Origin of the sequence: Sphingobium sp. IP1 (assembly GCF_002708645.1) — a bacterium.
In the GTDB taxonomy this organism is placed as follows: domain Bacteria; phylum Pseudomonadota; class Alphaproteobacteria; order Sphingomonadales; family Sphingomonadaceae; genus Sphingobium; species Sphingobium yanoikuyae.
Window position 1 is genome coordinate 19,942 of record NZ_NOIW01000014.1, and the last position, 20,534, is coordinate 40,475.

Annotated in this window: 16 protein-coding genes; 9 read left to right on the top strand and 7 right to left on the bottom strand. The window is 65.8% G+C overall.

Annotated features, from left to right (window positions below):
* Positions 1-30: 30 nt before the first annotated feature.
* Positions 31-1,650 carry an L-aspartate oxidase gene (nadB, locus tag CG471_RS06900; RefSeq protein ID WP_099231346.1) on the top strand — a complete coding sequence of 540 codons (1,620 nt, stop codon included), beginning with the start codon at positions 31-33 and terminating at the stop codon, positions 1,648-1,650.
* Between the two features lie 116 nt (positions 1,651-1,766).
* Here nadB and CG471_RS06905 read toward each other — a convergent pair whose 3' ends face one another.
* Positions 1,767-2,609 (bottom strand): alpha/beta fold hydrolase, encoded by an 843-nt coding sequence (locus tag CG471_RS06905; protein ID WP_099231347.1) that lies wholly within the window; start codon positions 2,607-2,609, stop codon positions 1,767-1,769.
* A 155-nt stretch (positions 2,610-2,764) separates the two neighbouring features.
* On the opposite strand from CG471_RS06905, the gene CG471_RS06910 reads away from it, so the two are divergent.
* The gene (locus CG471_RS06910) at positions 2,765-3,913 is read left to right on the top strand and encodes a serine hydrolase (RefSeq protein ID WP_037517655.1); all 1,149 of its coding nucleotides are present in this window, start codon (positions 2,765-2,767) and stop codon (positions 3,911-3,913) included.
* 61 nt (positions 3,914-3,974) lie between these two features.
* Here the strand turns inward: CG471_RS06910 and CG471_RS06915 are convergent, their stop codons facing one another.
* Positions 3,975-4,778, bottom strand: a complete 804-nt coding sequence (locus CG471_RS06915; RefSeq protein ID WP_099231348.1) for a transporter — start codon at positions 4,776-4,778, stop codon at positions 3,975-3,977.
* A gap of 105 nt (positions 4,779-4,883) precedes the next feature.
* Between CG471_RS06915 and CG471_RS06920 the strand changes: the two genes are divergently transcribed.
* From CG471_RS06920 to CG471_RS06930, 3 genes are all read left to right on the top strand, one after another.
* Entirely contained in the window at positions 4,884-5,975 is a 1,092-nt protein-coding gene (locus CG471_RS06920) for an FUSC family protein (protein WP_099231349.1), read from the top strand.
* A 61-nt stretch (positions 5,976-6,036) separates the two neighbouring features.
* Positions 6,037-8,835 carry a DNA polymerase I gene (gene polA / locus CG471_RS06925; protein ID WP_099231350.1) on the top strand — a complete coding sequence of 933 codons (2,799 nt, stop codon included), beginning with the start codon at positions 6,037-6,039 and terminating at the stop codon, positions 8,833-8,835.
* Positions 8,836-9,066: 231 nt separating this feature from the next.
* A complete protein-coding gene (locus CG471_RS06930; protein ID WP_099231351.1) occupies positions 9,067-9,360 on the top strand; it encodes a GIY-YIG nuclease family protein in 294 nt (97 codons plus the stop codon).
* A 154-nt stretch (positions 9,361-9,514) separates the two neighbouring features.
* Here the strand turns inward: CG471_RS06930 and CG471_RS06935 are convergent, their stop codons facing one another.
* The 3 genes from CG471_RS06935 to CG471_RS06945 form a co-directional block, all read right to left on the bottom strand.
* A complete protein-coding gene (locus CG471_RS06935) occupies positions 9,515-9,796 on the bottom strand; it encodes a zf-TFIIB domain-containing protein (RefSeq protein WP_017503181.1) in 282 nt (93 codons plus the stop codon).
* Positions 9,797-9,798: 2 nt separating this feature from the next.
* The gene (locus CG471_RS06940) at positions 9,799-10,491 is read right to left on the bottom strand and encodes a Bax inhibitor-1/YccA family protein (RefSeq protein ID WP_159368029.1); all 693 of its coding nucleotides are present in this window, start codon (positions 10,489-10,491) and stop codon (positions 9,799-9,801) included.
* Positions 10,492-10,742: 251 nt separating this feature from the next.
* Complete coding sequence (locus CG471_RS06945; protein ID WP_099231353.1) at positions 10,743-11,504, bottom strand: MerR family transcriptional regulator; 762 nt, start codon at positions 11,502-11,504, stop codon at positions 10,743-10,745.
* A gap of 85 nt (positions 11,505-11,589) precedes the next feature.
* On the opposite strand from CG471_RS06945, the gene cysS reads away from it, so the two are divergent.
* A complete protein-coding gene (cysS, locus tag CG471_RS06950) occupies positions 11,590-13,104 on the top strand; it encodes a cysteine--tRNA ligase (RefSeq protein ID WP_099231354.1) in 1,515 nt (504 codons plus the stop codon).
* A gap of 63 nt (positions 13,105-13,167) precedes the next feature.
* The gene (locus CG471_RS06955) at positions 13,168-16,056 is read left to right on the top strand and encodes a CHAT domain-containing tetratricopeptide repeat protein (protein ID WP_099231355.1); all 2,889 of its coding nucleotides are present in this window, start codon (positions 13,168-13,170) and stop codon (positions 16,054-16,056) included.
* Here CG471_RS06955 and CG471_RS06960 read toward each other — a convergent pair.
* Entirely contained in the window at positions 16,037-17,050 is a 1,014-nt protein-coding gene (locus CG471_RS06960; RefSeq protein WP_004208136.1) for a 2-hydroxyacid dehydrogenase, read from the bottom strand. The genes CG471_RS06955 and CG471_RS06960 overlap by 20 nt on opposite strands.
* A gap of 153 nt (positions 17,051-17,203) precedes the next feature.
* Here CG471_RS06960 and CG471_RS06965 point away from each other — a divergent pair, with 153 nt between their 5' ends.
* Together CG471_RS06965 and CG471_RS06970 are read left to right on the top strand one after the other, a co-directional pair.
* Positions 17,204-17,569 (top strand): Rap1a/Tai family immunity protein, encoded by a 366-nt coding sequence (locus CG471_RS06965; protein WP_099231356.1) that lies wholly within the window; start codon positions 17,204-17,206, stop codon positions 17,567-17,569.
* Between the two features lie 127 nt (positions 17,570-17,696).
* Positions 17,697-19,067, top strand: a complete 1,371-nt coding sequence (locus tag CG471_RS06970; protein ID WP_004208138.1) for a class II 3-deoxy-7-phosphoheptulonate synthase — start codon at positions 17,697-17,699, stop codon at positions 19,065-19,067.
* A gap of 65 nt (positions 19,068-19,132) precedes the next feature.
* Here CG471_RS06970 and CG471_RS06975 read toward each other — a convergent pair whose 3' ends face one another.
* The gene (locus tag CG471_RS06975; protein WP_004208140.1) at positions 19,133-20,461 is read right to left on the bottom strand and encodes a cytochrome P450; all 1,329 of its coding nucleotides are present in this window, start codon (positions 20,459-20,461) and stop codon (positions 19,133-19,135) included.
* Positions 20,462-20,534 lie beyond the last annotated feature (73 nt).

The window sequence follows — 20,534 nt, forward strand, 5'->3', positions numbered from 1 at the left end:
ATAGGGCAAAAGCCCGGAGAGTGAATATATATGCCCACCATCACCCATGACGTCGTCATCATCGGTTCCGGCGCGGCCGGGCTGACAGCCGCCATCAACCTCGCGCAAGACCGCAAGGTGGTCGTGCTGGCCAAGGGCGCGCTGGATGGCGGATCGACCAACTGGGCGCAGGGCGGCATTGCCGCGGTACTCGACGCGGGTGACAGTTTCGCGGCCCATGTCCATGACACGATGGTCGCCGGCGCCGGCCTCAACGATCAGGACACGGTCGAGTTCGTCGTCTCCGAAGCCCCCGCCGCGATCGAGCGGCTGGCGGAACTGGGCGTGCCCTTCAATCCCAATGAAGAAGGGGATGGCGACGAGTTCGGCGAACGCTGGCACCTGACCCGCGAGGGTGGCCACAGCCATCGCCGCATCGTCCATGTCGATGACGCCACCGGCCATGCCGTTCAGGTCGCGCTGCTCAAGGCCGCGCGCGCCAATCCCAACATCACCCTGATGGAGGATATGGTCGCGGTCGACCTCATCACCTCGCGCCATGGCGAGCGCTATTCGGGCGACGGCCATGTCTGGGGCGTCTATGCCTTCAACAAGCAGACCGGCCATGTCGATGCGATCCTCGGCCGCGCGACCATCCTCTGCACCGGCGGCGCGGGCCGCACCTATCTCTTCTCCACCGCGCCGCGTGGCGCGACCGGCGACGGCATCGCCATGGCCTGGCGCGCGGGCTGCCGCGTGTCGAACATGGAGATGAACCAGTTCCACCCGACCTGCCTCTATAATCTGGAGGTCAAGAATTTCCTGATTACCGAGGCGGTGCGCGGCGAAGGCGGCCACCTGAAGCTCCCGCCCGGCGTGCCGGGCGGCGGCGAGCGTTTCATGCCCCGCTTCGATCCCCGCGCCGAACTGGCGCCGCGCGACGTGGTCGCCCGCGCCATCGACCATGAGATCAAGCGCCTCGGCCTCGACTATGTCCATCTCGACATCAGCCACAAGCCGCCCGAGTTCGTGAAGCAGCATTTCCCGACCATCTATGCCCGGCTGCTGGACCTCGACATCGACATCACCAAGGAGCCGATCCCGGTCGTTCCGGCGCAGCATTATACCTGCGGCGGCGTCATCATCGACCTGGACGGCCGCACCGACCTGCCCGGCCTCTATGCCGCGGGCGAAGTGACCGAGAGCGGCCTGCACGGCGCCAATCGTCTCGCCTCCAACTCGCTGCTCGAATGTTTCGTCTTCGGCGAGGCGGCGGCCAAGCATATCCGCGCCCATTGGGACGATCTGCCCGCCCCGCCGCCGATCCGGCCATGGGACGAGAGCCGCGTCACCAACAGCGACGAGGAAGTCATCGTCCAGCATAACTGGAAGGAAATCCGCCGCTTCATGTGGGACTATGTCGGCATCGTCCGCACCACCAAGCGGCTGGAGCGCGCCCAGCATCGCATCGACCTGCTGTCGAAGGAAGTCGATGAATATTACGGCAATTTCCGCGTGACGCCGGACCTGATCGAGCTGCGCAACCTGCTCGAAGTCGCCCGGCTGGTGGTCCGCTCGGCGCTCCATCGCAAGGAAAGCCGTGGCCTGCACTACACGCTCGACTATCCCGAAACGCTGGCGCAAGCGGTCGACACGGTGCTGGCGCCCTGACCCAAAAAAGAGGCGCGGCCGGGCAGCCGCGCCTTTGAAGGGAGGAGGAGCAAACGCCAGGGGCGTCGTCTCGCCGACCAAATTAGCGCCGATCCAGACCGGCGCTTTGATCGAGGTCAAACGCCCTTGAGGAAATTGCCCAGCGCCGCGTTGAACCGGGTCGGCTGGTCGGCCATCACGACATGGCCGCTCGGCCCGATCGGCAGCAGCTTCGCGTCCTTCTTGGCCGCATAGGCGGCCCGGAAGCGGCGGGTGATCTCGACCGACTGGGCCTGGTCCGCGCCGACGGCGTAGACCACCGACATCGGCACCCCGATGCGGCCGAGCTGAGGACCAAGATCGGTATTGGCCAGGTCACGCAGCGCGGTAGCGATCACCTCCGGATTGCTGCCCTCCGCCCCCGGCGCCTGCGCGACGATCTGGGCGAGGTAGCGGCGCCCGGCCGCGGTGCCGGTGAAATATTGGCTGAGCTGGTCGGCCAGATAACCCATGCCATTGGCGGTGCCGCCGACCATCGCCGCGCCGGCGGGCAGCATGTCAACCACCATCACCCGGCTGGCGAGGCCTTTGAGGCCCTGCATCATCGCCAGCGTGCCGCCCATGCTGTGCCCGACCACCGCCGCTCGCCGCAGTCCCGCGGCGGCAATATAGCGGGCAATCTCGTCCGCCACCGGCTGCACCACCGGCCCGCTGCCATTGGCGTCGGCAGCAAGCCCCGCAAAGCCGCGGACATGGACCAGATGCCAGCGATAGCCCGGCATCTGCCCCGTCACGCCGTTCCAGATGCCGGGACCGCTCGCAAGGCCGGGGATCAGCAGCACGTCCCGGCCACTGCCCCGCACCGTCACCGCGATCCGCCGCGAAGCAAAGCCTGCCGCCAGTGCCGGCATCGCCCATCCCGCCGCCAGTGCGCCCGCGCCGCAGAGCAGGCCGCGTCGATCCATCAGTCCATCCGTCATCCGCTCCCTATTGCCGCCTCGCCGCTGAACCGCAACTGAGCGCCGTTCCGCCGTTCAGACTCCTTACATCGCAATTGTGGAATCATTCGTCGCATCGTCCTTGCCTACAATGCGGGTCGCCGCGCCTTGTAACGGCTTGAAGTGCGGGGTTAGTGATGAGTTCGAATGATAGCAGGCGCGTCTCGTCGCGCCTTGTGCTTGCGGTGGTTGCCTTGTCCGCCTGCGTCGGCGCGCCACCCCAGCCGGGTGCCCAGGCCAGCAGCGCGCGACCGAATAATCCGCCGCGCCAGACGGTGCAGCCCACGACCAACACCTGGCCGATCAAGCAGGTCGCCAATCCCCCCGCCCCGTTCAAGGATATCGACCAGCGCGAGCAGCCCTCGCCCGCTCTCGTCAGCGTGATCCAGAATCTGGGTCAGAGCTTCCGTGGCAAGGTCGGCATCGCGGTGCGCCGGGTCGGGGCGGACTGGACCGTCGCCTATAATGGCAATGCCCTGTTCCCGCAGCAGAGCGTGTCGAAGCTGTGGGTATCGATGACCTTCCTGGACGCGGTCGATCGCGGCAAGATCCGCCTCGCCGATTCGACCACCATCACGAAGAAGGATCTGACCCTGTTCCACCAGCCGAGCGCGGCGATGGTGGGATCAGGCGGCTGGACCACCACCTATTCCGACCTGATGCGCCGCGCGATGACGCAGAGCGACAATACCGCCAACGACACGCTGCTGCGCGCGGTCGGCGGGCCGGACGCAGTGCGCGGCTATCTGGCGCGCCGCCACATCGCCAATATCCGCTTCGGTCCGGGCGAACGGCTGCTGCAGTCGACCACCGCCGGTCTGGACTGGCGGCAGGATTATTCGATCGGCCGCAATTTCTACGCCGCCCGCGCCGCGCTGCCCATGTCGGTCCGGCAGAAGGCGCTCGACAATTATCTCGCCAGCCCGCCCGATGGCGCGGCGCCGGCATCGATCGTGCAGGCGCTGGCCAAGCTCAAGGAAGGCGACATGCTGTCCTCCGCATCGGCCCGCGTGCTGATGAACTTCATGGAGGAAGCCAAGACCGGACCGCAACGGATCAAGGGCGGCGTCCCCCATAGCTGGACCTATATGCACAAGACCGGCACCGGGCAGGATCTGCCGCCGCGATCGACGGGCTACAATGATGTCGGCATCATGACCGCGCCCGACGGCACCAGCTATGCGGTTGCGGTGATGATCGGCAGCACCACCGTGTCGATCCCCGAACGCTGGCAGCTGATGCAGGCCGTGTCGCGCGCCGTGGTCGCCAATCACGAGAAGCGCTAGAGCATTCTGAAGAAAATTAGAGCATCCTCCGATTCACCCTAATCGGAGGATGCTCTAAGGATCAGAAGCGCCTGACCACGCCGACATAGAGTTCGGTGTCGGGACTGTCATGGTTGAGGCCCAGATTGCCTCCGAAGTCGAACTGCATGTCGTCGCCCGCCTGCCAGCCCAACGACAGGCCGGCCAGCGCCTGGGTGGCATGGCCGTCGGGATCATCGTCGCGCATCAGCGACGCCTCGATCGATCCGGACAGGCTGTCGCTGATGTCGAAGCCCAGCCCGGCGACGCTGCCATAGGCGAGATGCCGGCCATCGCCATCCTCATCGACCGCCGCATCCACTTCCGGCGTTGCCAGCAGGCTGAAACCCTGGCCCAGATCATAGCTGATCGGCACCAGCATCCCGGCGCCCCAATCACCCTCGCCGATCGCGTCGCCGCCGGTCGGCAGGCTGGCATAGGGCATGACCGCGATCGAGAAGCCCGAACCATCCGGATTGCGCAGATTCTGCCGCAGCGCGACGCGCATGTCGCCGATGCCATTGTCCGTCTCGACCGCGCCGGTCACCCGATCGCGCGTGCGCACATGGCCAAAGGCGGTCCAGCCCAGTTGCGCTTCCATGCTGTCGGTCAGGCCGATGCGCAACGATGCGTCGCCGAAGTTCACAGTGTCGATGCGGCTCTCCGCATCCTGCTCGCGGGTCCAGTCGCCCAGCCCCAGTTCGACCTGAACCTTGCCCGGCGCCATGGTGCAGGGCGGCGTGTCCAGACCCGGCCGGTCGGCGCAGAATTCCCGCGCGTCCTGCGCCCAGGCTACGCCACCCTGCGCCGCCATCGCCAGCAGCATCGCTGCGCCCCATGCCCGCATCACATGCCCTCCCCTTCCCAATCCGTTTCCAGCGCAACGAAACGGATAGGAAGCAGCAAATATCCCGCACTGGCCTTTGCTGTCCCGCTGCGGCACTAAGTTCCTATGCCGCGCCCCTTTTCCTCGCTGCTCGACCGGGTGACGCCGCGCACCATCGATGAACTGGAATGTGCGCTGTCGGTGCTGGGCGCGATCCTGCTCGCCCATTTGCTCGGCGCCACCCATGTCTCCTGGGCCGCCTTTGCCGGCTATATGGTGATGCGTGGCCATGCCGCCGAGACGCTGGCGCGCGGCGTGCTGCGGATTGTCGGCACGGTCGCGGGCGGCCTGATCGCGCTGGGCAGCGCGCCCTTCATCGTCGGCTACCGGCCCGCCGCCGCCGCGGCGCTGGCGCTGATGGGCACGATCAGCCTCTATGCCGCGATCACCTCGCGCCGCTCCTATGCCTGGCTCTTCTTCGGACTGACCTATGCGATGGTCGTGCTCGACAAGATCGAGCATCCTGCGATCGCCCTGCCCGAATTCGTCCAGACCCGCGTGCTCGAAACGCTCGCCGGTATCGCCGCCAGCCTGATCGTCAGCCTCGCCTCCACCCTGACCCTGCGCCGCCGCTGGCCGGCCAAGCGCACGCCCGCCGCGACCGGCGCGGGCTGGCACGGGGATTCACTGCGCCACGCGCTGCAGGCCGGCGTGGCGCTGGCGCTGCTGGTGGCGCTCAATGCCTGGATTCCCGTACCCGCGCTGGCGCAGGGCGCGATCATGATCATGGCGGTGATGCTGCTGCCGGTCACCGGCATCGGGTCGAGCGGCCTCGCCCCGGTCAGCCAGCGCATATTGCAACGCATGATCGGCTGCATCGGCGGCGCCCTGTTCGCGGCCTTCTTCCTGGTCGCGGGTGCCGACAATATGGCGCTGCTGCTCGGCGCCACCGCGATCGGCGTGATGCTGGGCCGGCATCTGGAAAATGGCGATCCGACCCATCGCTATGTCGGCACCCAGTTCACCCTGGCCGTGCTGGTGATGCTGGTGCCCGACCGGTATGACCAGCTGGTGCTGGAACCGGGCGTCGAGCGGCTGATGGCGATCTTCATCGGCATGGCCGTGCTGATGCCAGTGCTGCTGGTCGGCCATCTGCTGAGCCGCCGGCGCGCCGACGAAGTGACCGCCCCGGCCAGCGGCGAGAGCGGCGGCGTGTAAGTGCGGATACAGGAGCGTCGGGCACTGGAGCGGCGCGCCAATCCCCGCTATCCCCTGCCCCATGTCTCAGCAGAATCATCTCTATCTGGTCGATGGCAGCGGCTATATCTTCCGCGCCTATCACCAGCTTCCGCCGCTCACCAACCAGCATGGCCAGCCGGTCGGCGCGGTCTATGGCTATACCACCATGCTTTGGAAGCTGGCCGAGGAGCTGGGCAAGGCCGAAGGGCCGACCCATCTGGCGGTCGTGCTGGACAAGGGCAGCCACACCTTCCGCAACGACATGTATGATCAGTATAAGGCGAACCGGCCGCCCGCACCCGAGGATCTGGTGCCCCAGTTCCCGATGATCCGCGACGCCACCCGCGCCTTTTCGCTCCCCTGCATCGAGGAAGCCGGGTTCGAGGCGGACGACATCATCGCCAGCTATACCCAGGCCGCCGTGCGCGCCGGCTGGCATGTCACCATCGTCAGTTCCGACAAGGATCTGATGCAGCTGATCCAGCCCGGCGTCGACATGTACGACACGATGAAGAATGAGCGGCGCGGCGCCGACTATGTCATGGGCAAGTTCGGCGTGCTGCCCGAGCAACTGGGCGACGTGCTGGCGCTGATGGGCGACAGCGTCGACAATGTGCCGGGCGTGCCGGGCATCGGCCCCAAGACCGCGGCCAAGCTGATCACCGAATATGGCACGCTGGAAGCGGCGCTGGACGCGGCCCCTGCGATGAAGAAGTCGAAGATGCAGGAAAACCTCATCGCCCACGCCGACATGGCGCGGCTGTCGCGCCGGCTGGTCGCGCTGCATGACAGCATGGACCTGCCCGAACCGCTGGATGATCTGACGCTCAAAGGCATTCCCAAGGAGCCGCTGCAGGCCTTCCTGTCGCATCATGGCTTCAAGACCCTGCTCAACCGCCTGGGCGCGCCGGCCGCTACGGTTGCGGTCGCCAGCACGGCCGCGGCGACCGGCAGCGCCGACGCGCCACCGCCGCCTCCCGTGGTCGAGGTCGAGCATCCGCCGATCGACTGCGCCCTCTATGAAACCGTCACCACGGTCGAGGCGCTGCAGGTCTGGATCGACGAAGCCCGCGCGCTCGGCGTGGTCGCGGTCGATACCGAGACCGATGCGCTCGACAGCATGGAATCGGGCCTGGTCGGCATCAGCCTGTCCACCGGGCCGGGCCGCGCCTGCTACATCCCGCTCGCCCATCGCTCCGCTGACGACATGTTCGGCGAAGTGCCGCAGCAGATCCCGCTCGATGATGCGATCCGGTTGCTCAAGCCCCTGCTCGCCGACGATGCGGTGCTCAAGGTCGGCCATAATATCAAATATGACCTCAACGTCCTCGCCCGCGTCGGGCTGGAGGTGACGCCAATCGACGATTCGATGGTGATGAGTTTCGACCTCGACGCCGGCAAGTCGCTGGGCGGCCATGGCATGGATGAGGCGGCGAGCGTCCACCTCAATCACACATGCATCAGCTTCAAGGAAGTGACCGGCACCGGCAAGAAGGCGATCAGCTTCGCCCATGTGCCGCTCGACAAGGCCACCGCCTACGCCGCCGAGGATGCCGAAGTCACCTGGCGCCTGTGGCACAAGCTGTCGGGCCGCCTGCCGGCCGAGGGCGCAACGCGGGTCTATCAGCTGGTCGATCGGCCGCTGATCCCGGTGGTGGCCGGCATGGAGCGGCAGGGGATCAAGGTCGACCGCGAAGCCCTGTCCCGTCTCTCGGGCAGCTTCTCGCAGTCGATCGCCGGCCTGGAAGCCGAAATCCACGAACTCGCCGGCCACCCCTTCACCATCGGATCGCCGCAGCAGCTGGGCGTCGTGCTGTTCGACGAGATGGGCCTCAAAGGCGGTAAGAAGGGCAAGAGCGGCACCTATTCCACCGACGTCACCGTGCTGGAGAAGCTCAAGGCCGAAGGCTCCGCCATTTGCGGGCTGGTGCTGGAATGGCGCCAGCTTTCCAAGCTCAAGTCGACCTATACCGACGCGCTGCAGCAGCAGATCAACCGCGACACCGGCCGGGTCCATACCAGCTACTCGCTGACCGGCGCCCAGACCGGCCGCCTGTCCTCGACCGATCCCAACCTGCAGAATATCCCGATCCGCACCGAGATCGGCCGGCAGATCCGCCATGCCTTCGTCGCCGAACCCGGCAATGTCATCCTGGCGGCGGACTATAGCCAGATCGAGCTGCGCCTGGCCGCGCACATGGCCGACGTGCCCGCGCTCAAGGACGCGTTCGAACAGGGCGAGGATATTCATAACCGCACGGCCATGGAATTGTTCGGCGAGGTCAATCGCGACACGCGCGGCCGCGCCAAGACGATCAACTTCGCGATCCTCTATGGCATTTCGCGCTGGGGCCTGGCCGGTCGGCTGGAAATCAGCGCCGACGAAGCGCAGGACATGATCAGCCGCTATTATGAGCGCTTCCCCGGCATCAGCGTCTATATCAACGAGACGCTGGAAAAGGCGCGCGCCAACGGCTTCACTGAAACCCTGTTCGGTCGCAAGACCTGGTTCCCGCGCATCAAGGCGGCGGTCCAGCACGAACGACAGGGCGCCGAGCGCGCCGCGATCAACGCGCCGATCCAGGGCACCAGCGCCGACATCATCAAGCGGGCAATGGCGCGCATGGGCCCGGCGCTCGAAGCCGCCGGCCTGCCGCGTGTGCGCATGCTGCTGCAGGTACATGACGAACTGGTGTTCGAACTGCCCGAAGCCGATGTCGAAGCCGCCAGCAAGGTGATCCGCCAGGTCATGGAAAGCGCCGCCGAACCGATGGTGACGCTCAGCGTGCCGCTGGGCGTAGAAATCGGCACCGGCCCAAGCTGGGGCGCAGCGCATTGATTTGGCTCACATGGATTTAGCCGGTTTCATCATTCTGCTCGGGGGAGCATGGATACTATCGCTTCCCTTTGTTGTTTGGTTTGCATGCAAACATCGTCGTTGGCCTTTGGCGTTCGTTTGGCTGCTACCCTCGCTGTGGTTCATCGGTGGATATCTGCTAGGGAACAATTCATAGTTCGTCATGCCAGCGAAGGCTGGCATCTCACTGCCTTTTGACGCAGCATCGCCGCCATGACGGGGGGCTGGGTCTATATCATGACGAACCGCGCTTATGGCGTGTTGTATGTCGGCGTGACGTCCAGCCTGCCGCATCGGACCATGCGGCATCGCGACGGGACCGGTTCGGAATTCTGTCGCCGATATGCTCTCGATCGCCTGGTCTATGCCGAGCGGCATGCAACGATCATCGACGCCATCGCTCGCGAAAAGGCGATGAAGGCGTGGAAGCGCGAGTGGAAGGTGCGATTGATCGAAAGCATCAATCCCAAATGGCAGGATTTATTCGATACGCTGCACATGGACTGAAGCGCGGCGCCAGAAGGAAGTGGGATGCCAGCCTTCGCTGGCATGACGGAGTATAGGAACCACTATCCACTGCCGTCATCCCAGCCCAGGCTGGGATCTCTCTTCTTCCCCCTTCCAACGAAAAAGGCCGGCCCCATCGGGACCGGCCTTTTTCTCAATCGAACAGCTCTTCCAGAAAGCTCTTCCGGCGTTTCTTGGGATAGCCCCGCCCGTCGTCGCGATATTCGCGGTCCGGGCGGTAGCTCATCTGCGGCGCGGCGGGGGCCGGGGCCGGCTGAACCGAACGCTCGATAATCTTGTCGAGTTCGCCCCGGTCGAGCCAGACGCCACGACATTGCGGGCAATAGTCGATCTCCACCCCCTGCCGGTCGCTCATGTGGAGCCCCACATGGCAGACCGGGCAGAGCATGGCCGACACGGTGGCCTGGTCCCGCATGCTTATTCGCGCTCGCCGGTCAGGCTCAGCAGCATCTGGAACAGATTGACGAAGTTGAGGTAGAGCGACAGCGCGCCCATCACCTGCATCTTCTGCGCCACCTCATGGCCGGCATAATAAAAATATTCCGACTTGATGCGCTGCACGTCCCAGGCGGTGAGGCCGGTGAAGACCACCACGCCGATGATCGAGATCACTAGTCCCATGGCCGACGAGCCGATGAAGATGTTGATCAGGCTGGCGACGACGATGCCGATCAGGCCCATCATCAGGAAGCTGCCCATCTTGGTCAGGTCACGCTGGGTGGTATAGCCCCACAGCGCCATGGCGAGGAACATCACCGCCGCCGAGAAGAAGGCCTGGGCAATGCTGCCGCCGGTGAAGACCAGGAAGACGCTGCCCAGCGACACGCCCATCACCGCCGCGAAGGCGTAGAAGGCGGTGCGCGCGCCAGCCGTCGTCATCTTGTCGATGCGGAAACTGAAGAAGAAGACAAAGGCCAGCGGCGCGAAGATCGCGACCCACTTCAGCGGCGTGCCGAAGATGGCCGCGGCCAGCACCGGGGTATTGCCGACCAGGGCGGCGACCAGGCCGGTGATGACCAGCCCGATGCCCATGTTGCGGAAAACGCCGAGCATGTGCGCGCGCAGGCCAGCATCGGTCTGCGCCGTCTGGCTGGCACCATAGCCCGGCATGCGTACGGGATTGTTCACGGCTTCACTCACTCCATCATAAATGTGGTTCGAGTGAGCCCGGTGCGGTCTCCTGCGGCAAAAAGAGGGGGGAATTGCCACAAAACCTGCACCGGGCGCACCCGATGCGGTCCGACATCGCGACCTGGATCAAGGGGGAAGAGATCCATGTCGCCAGAGGGGCCCGGTCCGCACAGCCAATATCGGGTCGCCCGGACGATCGCGCAAGGCGCCACCGCCCAAGCAACAATTTATTACATTCGGCGCGCCGCGCCGACGCTGCGGATGAAGTCCCACACGGCCGATGCGAAGGGCGGCTGCCGCTCGTCCTTCCACTCGTCGACATGATCGTACATTCGCGTCACCCCCTCCATCATCGCCGGCGTGGCGATGGCGGTGAACGGCGCGAGCAGCGCCTGCCATTCGTCATAAAAGGCCCCTGCCTCTAGGCTCGCCGGATCGAGCGGCAGCGCCGCCTCAATCCGGGCGGTGAGGTCCGCCCATTGCGCGCTATAGGCCGCCTGATCGAAATCGCCCGGCATGTTGGGCATCGTCTCGGCAAAATCGGCCTCGGCCTGGGCGCTGATATAGCGGCCACTGACCGCCTTCCATTCTTCTTGCATGGTCATGCTTTCTCCACTGCGGATCAGCGAGCAAAGGGTCGCGGCATCGAGCGGCTCGCCACGGTCGATGCGGGACAAGGCGGTTTCCAGATGGCTGCGCGCCTGCGCCAGTTCCTGCGCCTGCGCGTCGATCGCTACGACCTGCGCGCGCAGCAGCGCACCAAGGTCGATCGGCCGGCCGTCGAACAAAGTCTTGATCTGGGCGAGGCTCAGCCCCGCCCGCTTGAGCGCCAGCAATTCGTGCAGCCGCGCCAGCTCGGCCGGGCCGAACAGGCGCCGCCCCGACGCGGTGCGCAGCGGCGCAATCAGCCCGCGCGCCTCATAGAAACGCAGCGCCCGGCTGGTGAGGCCGGTGGCGCGGGCGACGGCGGCAATATCCAATATATCGGTCATGCCCCTTGCTACCGCTTGACCCAAGGTCAAGTTCAAGCGCTTTTTTGAGGGGCACGCCCCGTTGACGATCGCGCCGTCTCGCGACATGGCTGGCGCCATGAGCCAAGACCAGCATAGCGACGCGCCCCTGCGCCTGTTCAACAGCCTGACCCGGTCGATCGAGCCGTTCGCGCCGATCGAGCCCAACCATGCGCGCGTCTATAGCTGCGGCCCGACCGTCTATAATTATGCCCATATCGGCAATCTGCGCGCCTATGTGTTCGTCGACACGCTGCGCCGGACCCTGCTGTGGAAGGGGCTGGACGTTACCCAGATCATCAACATCACCGATGTCGGCCATCTGACGTCGGATGCCGATGCCGGCGACGACAAGATGGAGGCCGCCGCCCGCGCCAGCGCCAAGAGCATCTGGGACATCGCGGCCCATTATACCGAAGCCTTCAAGGCGAATATCGCCGACCTCAACATCATGGCGCCCAGCGAATGGACGGTCGCGACCGACTATGTGCCGCAGATGATCGAATTTGCGCAGAAGATCGCCGACGCCCATTGCTACGAACTGGACAGCGGCCTCTATTTCGACAGCTCGACCGTGCCCAATTATGGTGCGCTGGCCGGCGGTCGCGACGATGCCGCCCATGCCCGCATCGATCCGGTGGCGGGCAAGCGCAACCCGAGCGACTTCGCCATCTGGCGCAAGTCGCCGCCGGGCGAGCAGCGCCAGATGGAATGGGACAGCCCCTGGGGCAAGGGCGCGCCGGGCTGGCATCTGGAATGCTCGGTCATGAGCCAGGCGCGCCTGGGCCAGCCGTTCGACATCCATACCGGCGGCATCGACCATCGCGAGATCCATCATCCCAATGAGATTGCGCAGAACCAGGCCTATTGCGGCTGCACGGATGCGCAGCCCGATTTCACCGGTGCGCGCTGGTGGATGCACAATAATTTCCTGGTCGACCGGCAGGGGAAGATGAGCAAGTCGAAGGGCGGCTTTACCACCCTGTTCAGCCTGGTCGACGCCGGCGTGCATCCGATCGCCTACCGCCTGCTGTGCCTGGGCGCCCATTATCGCAGCGAGTTGGAGTTCAGCGCCGATAATCTCGCCGCCGCGCTGACCCGCCTCAAGCGGCTGGTCATGGGCGTCGAGGGGCTGAAAAGCCGGGCCGAGGGGATCACCTGGCAGTCGGTGACGCTCGATTATCTGCGCGCCAATCTCCACCCCAAGCTGGTGCCGCTGCTGGAGCAGTTCGACGCCGCGATCGCCGACGACCTGATGACGCCGCGCGCGCTGCCGCTGCTGGAGGAAGCGATCGCCATGAAGAAGGTGCCGGTCGACGAGAAGCTGTGCCTGATCGCCGCCTTCGACCAGGCGCTGGGCCTGCGCCTGCTGGACCTCACCCGCGCCGAGTTGCGAGTGCAGCCCAAGGATGCGCAGATCACGCCCGAGGAGATCGAGGCCGAACTGGAACGCCGCACCGCCGCCCGCGCCGAGAAGGATTTCGCCCTGTCGGACGAGATACGCGACGCGCTGATCGCGCGCGGGGTGGAGGTGATGGACGGCGATCCGCTGCGCTGGGACTGGCGCCTGACGCTCGCCTGATGGCTTGACGCCGTCCTGGGTTCGACCCAAGACGGTATCGGGTCGAGAAAAGTGGGGCGCATCATGCTGTTTTCCGCGCGCGCGGGCGCGTTTCTGCTGGCCTTGGCCGGCCCCGCGCTGCTGCCCGCTGCCGCCGCCGCGCCGCCCGCCTTCCGCACCGACGATCCGCGCTATGCCCGGCTCTACGCGCTGGAGGACAAGGCCGACGCGCTGTTCGAGAGCGATGATTATGCCCTGTCCATGTCGCAGAAGACGCGCGATGCTTGGACAGCGCTCGAAACGGCCGCATCCCACAGCAAGGTGCAGGGCCAGGCCCATCCGCTGGCGGGCGTCGCGCTCATCAACCTGTCGTCGATGGACCAGATCGATGGTCGCAACCCCGACGCGCTGGCCCATGCGGACCGCGGCCTTGCCCTGCTGTCGCCCTTCCGCAATGCCTATCCGATCTACTGGATGCAGGGCCTGTCGATCAAAGGCTATGTCCAGGTCACGCTGAACCAGATCGGCGCCGGGGTCGAGACGCTGGCTGAAGCGAGCCGATATATCGACGGCTATTTCGCCCGCACCGATCCCAAGGCGCTGGATGAATCGGCGATGATGCTGAAATCCAACATCGCCTTCGCCCATGCCCAGGCACTGTCCCGGCTTGGCCGCAACAGCGAGGCGGTCGAGGCGCAGCGCCGCAGCATGGAGGCGCGGGTCGCCGCCAGCGGCCAGAACAGCGCGGACGCGGTCGGCGCCTATTATATGTATGCGCAGATGCTCTCGCGCGCGGATCGCGATGCCGAGGCGGAAATCTATGCCCGTCTGGCGGTGGATACCGCGACCGACCATGTCGATCGCAAGCATCCCAATTATGCCCGCGCGCTCGAAGCGCTGGGCCTGCTGCTCTCGCGCACCGGGCGGCGCAACGAAAGCCTCGCCTATCTGGAACGATCGATCGCGATCAAGCGCGAGACCAGCGGCACGAAGAGCCTGGCCTTTGGCTTCGCGCTGCAGAATCTCGGCAATCTGCTGCTGCCGCTGGAACGCTATGACGAGGCGGAGCCACTGTTCCTGGAGGCCGAGCGCGGTTTTCGTGACATCGAAGGTGACACCAGTCCGCAGTCCGCACGCGCGCTGGCCTTTGCCGGCGTCGCCGCCTTCGCCCAGGGACGCAGGGATGAAGCGATCGGCCGGCTGCAGACTGCATTGGCCCGCGGCCGCACCGGCAGCGCCGAGGATCGCGACATGGGGCAGCGCGTCTATCCCTTTCTGATCCCGGCGCTGATCCAGGCCGGCCGGATGGACGAGGCGCGCGCCGCCGCCGCCGATTTCGACCGGGAGACCCGCCAGCTCGACAATCTTCCCGGCTTCGCCATCGCCAATGCCGGCATGCTGTCCGCCTGGGCCAATGGCGGCGACAGCGTCGATGCGGCCTGCCGGTTGATCGCACTGCTGCGCACCAGCCTCAGCCTGCAGGAGGACGGCGCCCTGACCGAGGATCAGCGCGCCGCGCTGGACAGCGTGCTGGCGATCGCGACACAGGCGCGCGATGCCGGGCTGGGGATGGACGCGATGGCCCTGCTCGCCGGGTCGGGCATCGTCCAGGCCAATCATCTGGTCGCGCAGCGGATGGTGGACGACCCCGCACTGGGCAACCGGGTCCGTGCGCTGCAGGACCGGACCCGCGCGCTGCAGGCCGCCGACAGCCTGTTGCTGCAGGCGCTCGCCCGCGACGAAGGGGTGCCCGCCGCACGCGCCAGCCGTGCTACGCTCGCCAAACAGGTCGATGCCGACCGCACCGCGATCGCCCATGACTTCCCCCGATGGCTGGAGGCGCGCGGCGGCGCCCTGCCCGACCTGACATCGCTGCAAGCCAATCTGGCGAAAGACGAGGCGCTGCTGGCGGTGACGCCTGCCTTTGACGGCGTCTATATCCTGGCCGTCAGCCGCGAACGGACCGCCATCATCCGGGCGCAGGAGACGCGTGCCGATCTGGTCGGCCGGATCGCGCGATTGCGCGCATCGCTGAGCGCCACCGGCTTCGACCAGGAGGGCGCCCATATCCTCTACACCCAGATCTTCACGCCCGATGTCCAGGCCGCGCTGGGCAAGGCGCAGCGCCTGCGGGTCGTGCCGACCGGCGCTTTCGCCGCCCTGCCCTTTGCCATGCTGCCGCAAAGGCCGGTGCAGCATATCGACCGCAACACAGCCTGGCTGATCCGGCGCTATGCGCTGCGGATCGACAGCGGCTTCCGCCCGGTCGTGCCGCAAAAGCTGGCGGCGCAGGATGACCGGATGCTGGGCATCGGCGCGCCCTTGCCCTTTTCGCAGGAGACGCAGGCGATCGCCCTCAAGCAGCGCGGCGGCGGCGCGGCCACGCTGGCGCAATTGCCGCCCCTGCCCGGATCGGCCGAGGAATTGCGATCGGTCGCGCGCTATTTCGGCCCCGATCATGCCCGGCTGCTGATCGGCGCGAACGCCAGCGAGGCGATCCTGCGCACCAGCGACCTGCGCCCCTATTCGGTCATGCTGTTCGCCACCCATGGGCTGGTCGGCGGCCAGATGGAGGGACTGGACGAGCCGGCCCTGCTGCTGTCGCCCCCCGATACGGATTCCGGCAATGACGGGATACTGACGGCATCGGAAGTGGCGCAGATGCGGATCGGCGCCGACTGGGTGATCCTGTCGGCGTGCAACACCGCAGCCGGCAGCAGCGCCCAGGCGCCGACCTATTCCGGCCTGGCCCAGGCATTTCGTTATGCCGGCGCCGGCGCCCTGCTGGTGTCGCACTGGCCGGTGCGGGACGATGCCGGCACCTTCATCACGGTCGAGACGGTCAAGGCCAACCGGCGCGGCGCCTATCGCGGGGTGGCGTTGCAACGGGCGATGCTGAAGCTGATCCGGTCCGGCAAGCCGGACGCGGTGCAGCCCTATGTCTGGGCGCCGTTCATCCTCGTGGGGCAATAGCCGCTTGCGGATCGACCCGGTTGGCAAGCGGACGACCGGCGGCGAAATCGCTGATATTGGCCATCGTCGTCTCGGCGATGCTGGCCAGCGCCTCTTCGGTCAGGAATGCCTGATGCCCGGTGACCAGCACATTGGGGAAGGTCAGCAGCCGCTGGAACAGATCATCCTCGATGATCTCGTTGGACAGATCCTCGAAGAACAGGTCCGCCTCCTGCTCATAGACGTCGAGCGCGACACCGCCGATCTTGCGCGACTTGAGCCCCGCCACCAGCGCCTGCGTATCGATCAGCGCGCCGCGGCTGGTATTGACGATCACCAGTCCATCGCGCGCCCGGCCGATCGCGTCGGCATTGATGATATGGCGCGTATCCGGGGTGAGCGGGCAATGGAGCGAGACGATATCGACCTGTTCCAGCAGGTCGCGCGGCGACACGTAGCGCACGCCCATCGCCAGCAACTCGGGGTCTTCCGCCACATCGCTCGCCAGCACCTCGCAGCCAAAGCCCAACTTCAGCGTGCGGGCGACCAGCGCGCCGATCCGCCCGGTGCCGATCACGCCCGCCACCCGGCCATGGAGGTTGCGACCGATCAGCCCGTCGAGCGCGAAATTATTTTCCCGCACCCGCGCCCAGGCGCGATGGATGCGCCGGTCGAGCGCCATCAGCAACGCGACGGTGAATTCCGCAACCGCATGGGGCGAATAGGCCGGCACCCGCACCACCGTCAGCCCCAGATCCGCCGCCGCGACCAGATCGACATTATTATAGCCGGCACAGCGCAGCGCGATCAGCCGCGTGCCACCGGCCGCCAGCTTGGCCAGCACGGCTGCGTCCAGCCGGTCGTTGACGAACACGCAAACCGCCTCGAACCCTTCGCCCAGGCTCGCGGTGTCCGCGTCCAGACGGGGTTCCAGGAAATGCAATTCATGTCCCTGATTGGCGGCCGACAGGAAATGCCGGTCATAGCCCTTGGTGCCGAAGATCGCGATGCGCATGGCGCCATAGTGCCCGCCCGCCCGCCATCGTCAAGCCGCGGCATATACTGAGCCAGTCCGTTTTACATGTCGGCCAGTCCGGTTGGACAGGCTATCCCAAAGACGGCACTTTGCGTCGCATCCTCAACGATCCGATATGAGTGCCCCGCCCCCATGTTTGCGCTTCTGCTGGCGATCGCCGCCGCATCATCCAGCAAGGTTCCGCCGCCACCGCCCGCATCGGACGAAGGCGGCATCTACATGTTCGAGACCGGCTCCAGCCTGCTCGCCAAATGCCGCAACAAGGCGCCGGAATATAAGCTGGCCTGCACCGCATATATCGCCGGAGCGACCGACGGCATCCGCAAGGAGATGTTCCTGGGCCGCGCCCGCACCGTCTGCTGGCCCAAGCGGATGGCGGCCGAGGATGTGAAAAACACCGTCGTCGCCTATCTGGAGCGCTACCCCGATCAGCGTGGTGCTGCGGCGTCGGCGCTGGTCAGCATCGCCCTCAACGATCGCTATCCCTGCCAGAAATAAAGCCGCTCGATCAGTCTGATCGATAGTATCCTTGCGCAAAGAGGCGCTGCAACCGCTATAAACTTGCCCTGCCGGGCGGTTGCGCGTAGATGCGGCCCCTATTTTTTTGACGTGAAGGAGACTCGACGTGGCGGCGAAGTGGACGCCGGAAAGCTGGCGGGAGCATAAGGGCATCCAGATGCCCTTTTATCGGGACCAGGAGGCGCTTGCCTCGGTAGAGGCCCAGCTTGGCCAGTTTCCGCCCCTCGTCTTTGCGGGCGAGGCACGGAATCTGAAGGCCGATCTTGGCCGCGTCGCGAACGGCGAAGCCTTCCTGCTGCAGGGCGGCGACTGCGCCGAAAGCTTTGCCGAGTTCCATCCGAACAATATCCGCGACACGTTCCGCGTGCTACTGCAGATGGCGGTCGTCCTGACCTTCGCCTCGAAGCTGCCGGTGGTGAAGGTCGGCCGCATGGCGGGCCAGTTCGCAAAGCCCCGCTCGGCCGATACCGAGACGATCGGCGGCGTGGAACTGCCCAGCTATCGCGGCGACAATGTCAACGACATCGCCTTCACGCCCGAAGCGCGCGAGCCCGATCCGCAGCGGATGATCCGCGCCTATAACCAGTCGGCGGCGACGCTGAACCTGGTGCGTGCCTTCTCGACCGGCGGCTATGCCAGCCTCGACCGGGTGCATGGCTGGATGCTCGATTTCATGGGCCGCAGCCCCTGGGCCGCGAAGTTCGAGGCGATGGCCGACCAGATCGGCCAGGCGCTCGACTTCATGCGCGCCTGTGGTCTGGACGCGGACAGCGTGCCCCAGCTTGGCGGCACCAGCTTCTACACCAGCCATGAGGCACTGCTGCTGCCGTTCGAACAGGCGCTGACCCGTCAGGACAGCCTGACCGGCGACTGGTATGACACCTCGGCGCACATGTTGTGGATCGGCGACCGCACCCGCTTCGAAGGGTCGTCGCATGTTGAATATCTGCGTGGCATCGGCAACCCGATCGGCATGAAGTGCGGCCCGACGCTGGAGCCGGACGAATTGCTGCGCCTGCTCGACCTGTTGAACCCGAAGCGGGAAGCCGGTCGCATCACGCTCATCACCCGCTATGGCCATGACAAGATCGAGGCCGGCCTGCCCAAGCTGGTGCGCGCGGTGAAGCGCGAGGGGCATTCGGTGGTCTGGTCCTGCGACCCGATGCACGGCAATGTCATCAAGGCGGCCAATGGCTACAAGACGCGGCCGTTCGACCGCATCCTGGCCGAAGTGCGCGGCTTCTTTGCCGTGCATCGCGCCGAAGGGACGTTCGGTGGCGGCATCCATGCCGAAATGACCGGCCAGAATGTCACCGAATGCACCGGCGGTGCGATCGCGATCACCGACGAAGGTCTGGCCGATCGCTATCACACCCATTGCGATCCGCGCCTCAACGCGGCGCAGAGCCTGGAACTGGCTTTCCTGTTGGCAGAAATGCTGAACGAGGAACTGAAGGAGCGCCGCGCCGCGGCCTGACGAAAAAGGAACCGGCCCCTCCGAATCGCAAGGAGGGGCCGGTCCAGCCGGCTTCTGCCCCCTGTTCAGCCGGGATCCGCGATCGGGTCGAATTCCAGATGCAGGTGCCGCAGTGCCCGCAATATATAGGTGGGCTCATAATCGAAACGCAGCGCATCACCCGCCCCATGATGGGCCGGGGACAGGCGGATATTGCCCATCCGCGCCAATAGCCGTTCGATGCTGACCGCCACCTCGCGCCGGGCGAGCGGCGCGCCGATGCAGGTATGGGCGCCCCGGCCAAAGGCCAGATGCTCCTTGGCGCGCGGCCGATCCATGTCGAACTGTGCCGGATTATCAAAGCGGCGCGGATCGCGATTGGCGGCCATGTGCGACATCAGGATCGTCGTCCCCGCCTTGATCTCGACCCCGCCCAGCTCTGTCGTCCGCGTGCAGATGCGCCCGCCACTCTTCACCGACCCGTCATAGCGCAGCACTTCCTCCAGGAAATTGGGGATGCGCTTGGGGTCGGCGCGCAACTGCGCCTGGATATCCGGCCGGATCGCGATGATGCGGAAGGCGTTGGCCAGCAGCCGGTTGGTCGTGTCCTGCCCCGCTCCAAACAAGAAGGCCGCCATCGCCGTCAGGTCGACCAGGGTCGGGCTCGTCCCATCCGGGAACTTCGCCAGCGCCAGCGTCGTCAATATGTCCTTCTTCTCCGTGTCCGCGCCCAGCAGCCGGCGTACCGGCAGCACCGCCGGATGGTTCAGGAAGCGGCGCCAGGCGATGTAGCGGAACATATGCTTGCCAAGGCCGACCAGCGGATTGTGCTTCAGATCCTCGGGCGATCCGTCGATCTGGGCCGGTACCGCCCCTTCCAGAAGGACGCGGAAGGCCGCGCGCCCCTTGGCCGGGATGCCCAGCAGGTCAGCGATCACCAGCGTCGCGTAGGGGCCGCCATATTGGCGCACCAGATCGACCTTACCATCGGCGGCAAACTCGTCGATCAGGCTGTCGGCGGTCGCATAGAGGGATGGCTCCAGCGCCTTCAACCGGCTGGGGGTGAACAGGCTGCCGATCACCGACCGCAGCTTGGCATGGCGGGTGCCGCTTTCCGTCACGATCTGGTCGGCAAAGGCGATCTTGGGCCGCGCCGCCTCCAGTTCCGCCGCGATGTCGTCGCCCTGCGGCGTGAAGGGTAAGTCCGTCATCGGCCCGGTCACGGCGTTGATGCTGGAAAAATGCTCGGTGTCGAGCATCACCTGCACCGTTTCCTCATAGCCCGTCACCGCCACCACATTGCGATGAGGCAGCCGCGTCACCGGCCCCTGAGCGCGCAGAAAGTCGAAATAGGCATGGGGATCATCAACCAGATCCACATCCTTGTAGAAGTCCGCCGTGGCGTAGTCGCGCATGATCCTCACCCATTTATGATATACATTGGATCATATCATCCGCCATGCCGCTGTCAACGACGGCAAAATGGTA

What these genes read in the sequence shown, in the direction of transcription:
- cysS (WP_099231354.1), top strand. Translation starts at nt 11,590, where the DNA reads ATGGCTGGCGCCATGAGCCAAGACCAGCATAGCGACGCGCCCCTGCGC.
- polA (WP_099231350.1), top strand. Translation starts at nt 6,037, where the DNA reads ATGTCTCAGCAGAATCATCTCTATCTGGTCGATGGCAGCGGCTATATC.
- CG471_RS06975 (WP_004208140.1), bottom strand. Translation starts at nt 20,461, where the DNA reads ATGCGCGACTACGCCACGGCGGACTTCTACAAGGATGTGGATCTGGTT.
- CG471_RS06955 (WP_099231355.1), top strand. Translation starts at nt 13,168, where the DNA reads ATGCTGTTTTCCGCGCGCGCGGGCGCGTTTCTGCTGGCCTTGGCCGGC.
- CG471_RS06940 (WP_159368029.1), bottom strand. Translation starts at nt 10,491, where the DNA reads ATGCCGGGCTATGGTGCCAGCCAGACGGCGCAGACCGATGCTGGCCTG.
- CG471_RS06965 (WP_099231356.1), top strand. Translation starts at nt 17,204, where the DNA reads ATGTTTGCGCTTCTGCTGGCGATCGCCGCCGCATCATCCAGCAAGGTT.
- CG471_RS06920 (WP_099231349.1), top strand. Translation starts at nt 4,884, where the DNA reads ATGCCGCGCCCCTTTTCCTCGCTGCTCGACCGGGTGACGCCGCGCACC.
- nadB (WP_099231346.1), top strand. Translation starts at nt 31, where the DNA reads ATGCCCACCATCACCCATGACGTCGTCATCATCGGTTCCGGCGCGGCC.
- CG471_RS06935 (WP_017503181.1), bottom strand. Translation starts at nt 9,796, where the DNA reads ATGCGGGACCAGGCCACCGTGTCGGCCATGCTCTGCCCGGTCTGCCAT.
- CG471_RS06945 (WP_099231353.1), bottom strand. Translation starts at nt 11,504, where the DNA reads ATGACCGATATATTGGATATTGCCGCCGTCGCCCGCGCCACCGGCCTC.
- CG471_RS06905 (WP_099231347.1), bottom strand. Translation starts at nt 2,609, where the DNA reads ATGACGGATGGACTGATGGATCGACGCGGCCTGCTCTGCGGCGCGGGC.
- CG471_RS06930 (WP_099231351.1), top strand. Translation starts at nt 9,067, where the DNA reads ATGACGGGGGGCTGGGTCTATATCATGACGAACCGCGCTTATGGCGTG.
- CG471_RS06915 (WP_099231348.1), bottom strand. Translation starts at nt 4,778, where the DNA reads ATGCGGGCATGGGGCGCAGCGATGCTGCTGGCGATGGCGGCGCAGGGT.
- CG471_RS06960 (WP_004208136.1), bottom strand. Translation starts at nt 17,050, where the DNA reads ATGCGCATCGCGATCTTCGGCACCAAGGGCTATGACCGGCATTTCCTG.
- CG471_RS06910 (WP_037517655.1), top strand. Translation starts at nt 2,765, where the DNA reads ATGAGTTCGAATGATAGCAGGCGCGTCTCGTCGCGCCTTGTGCTTGCG.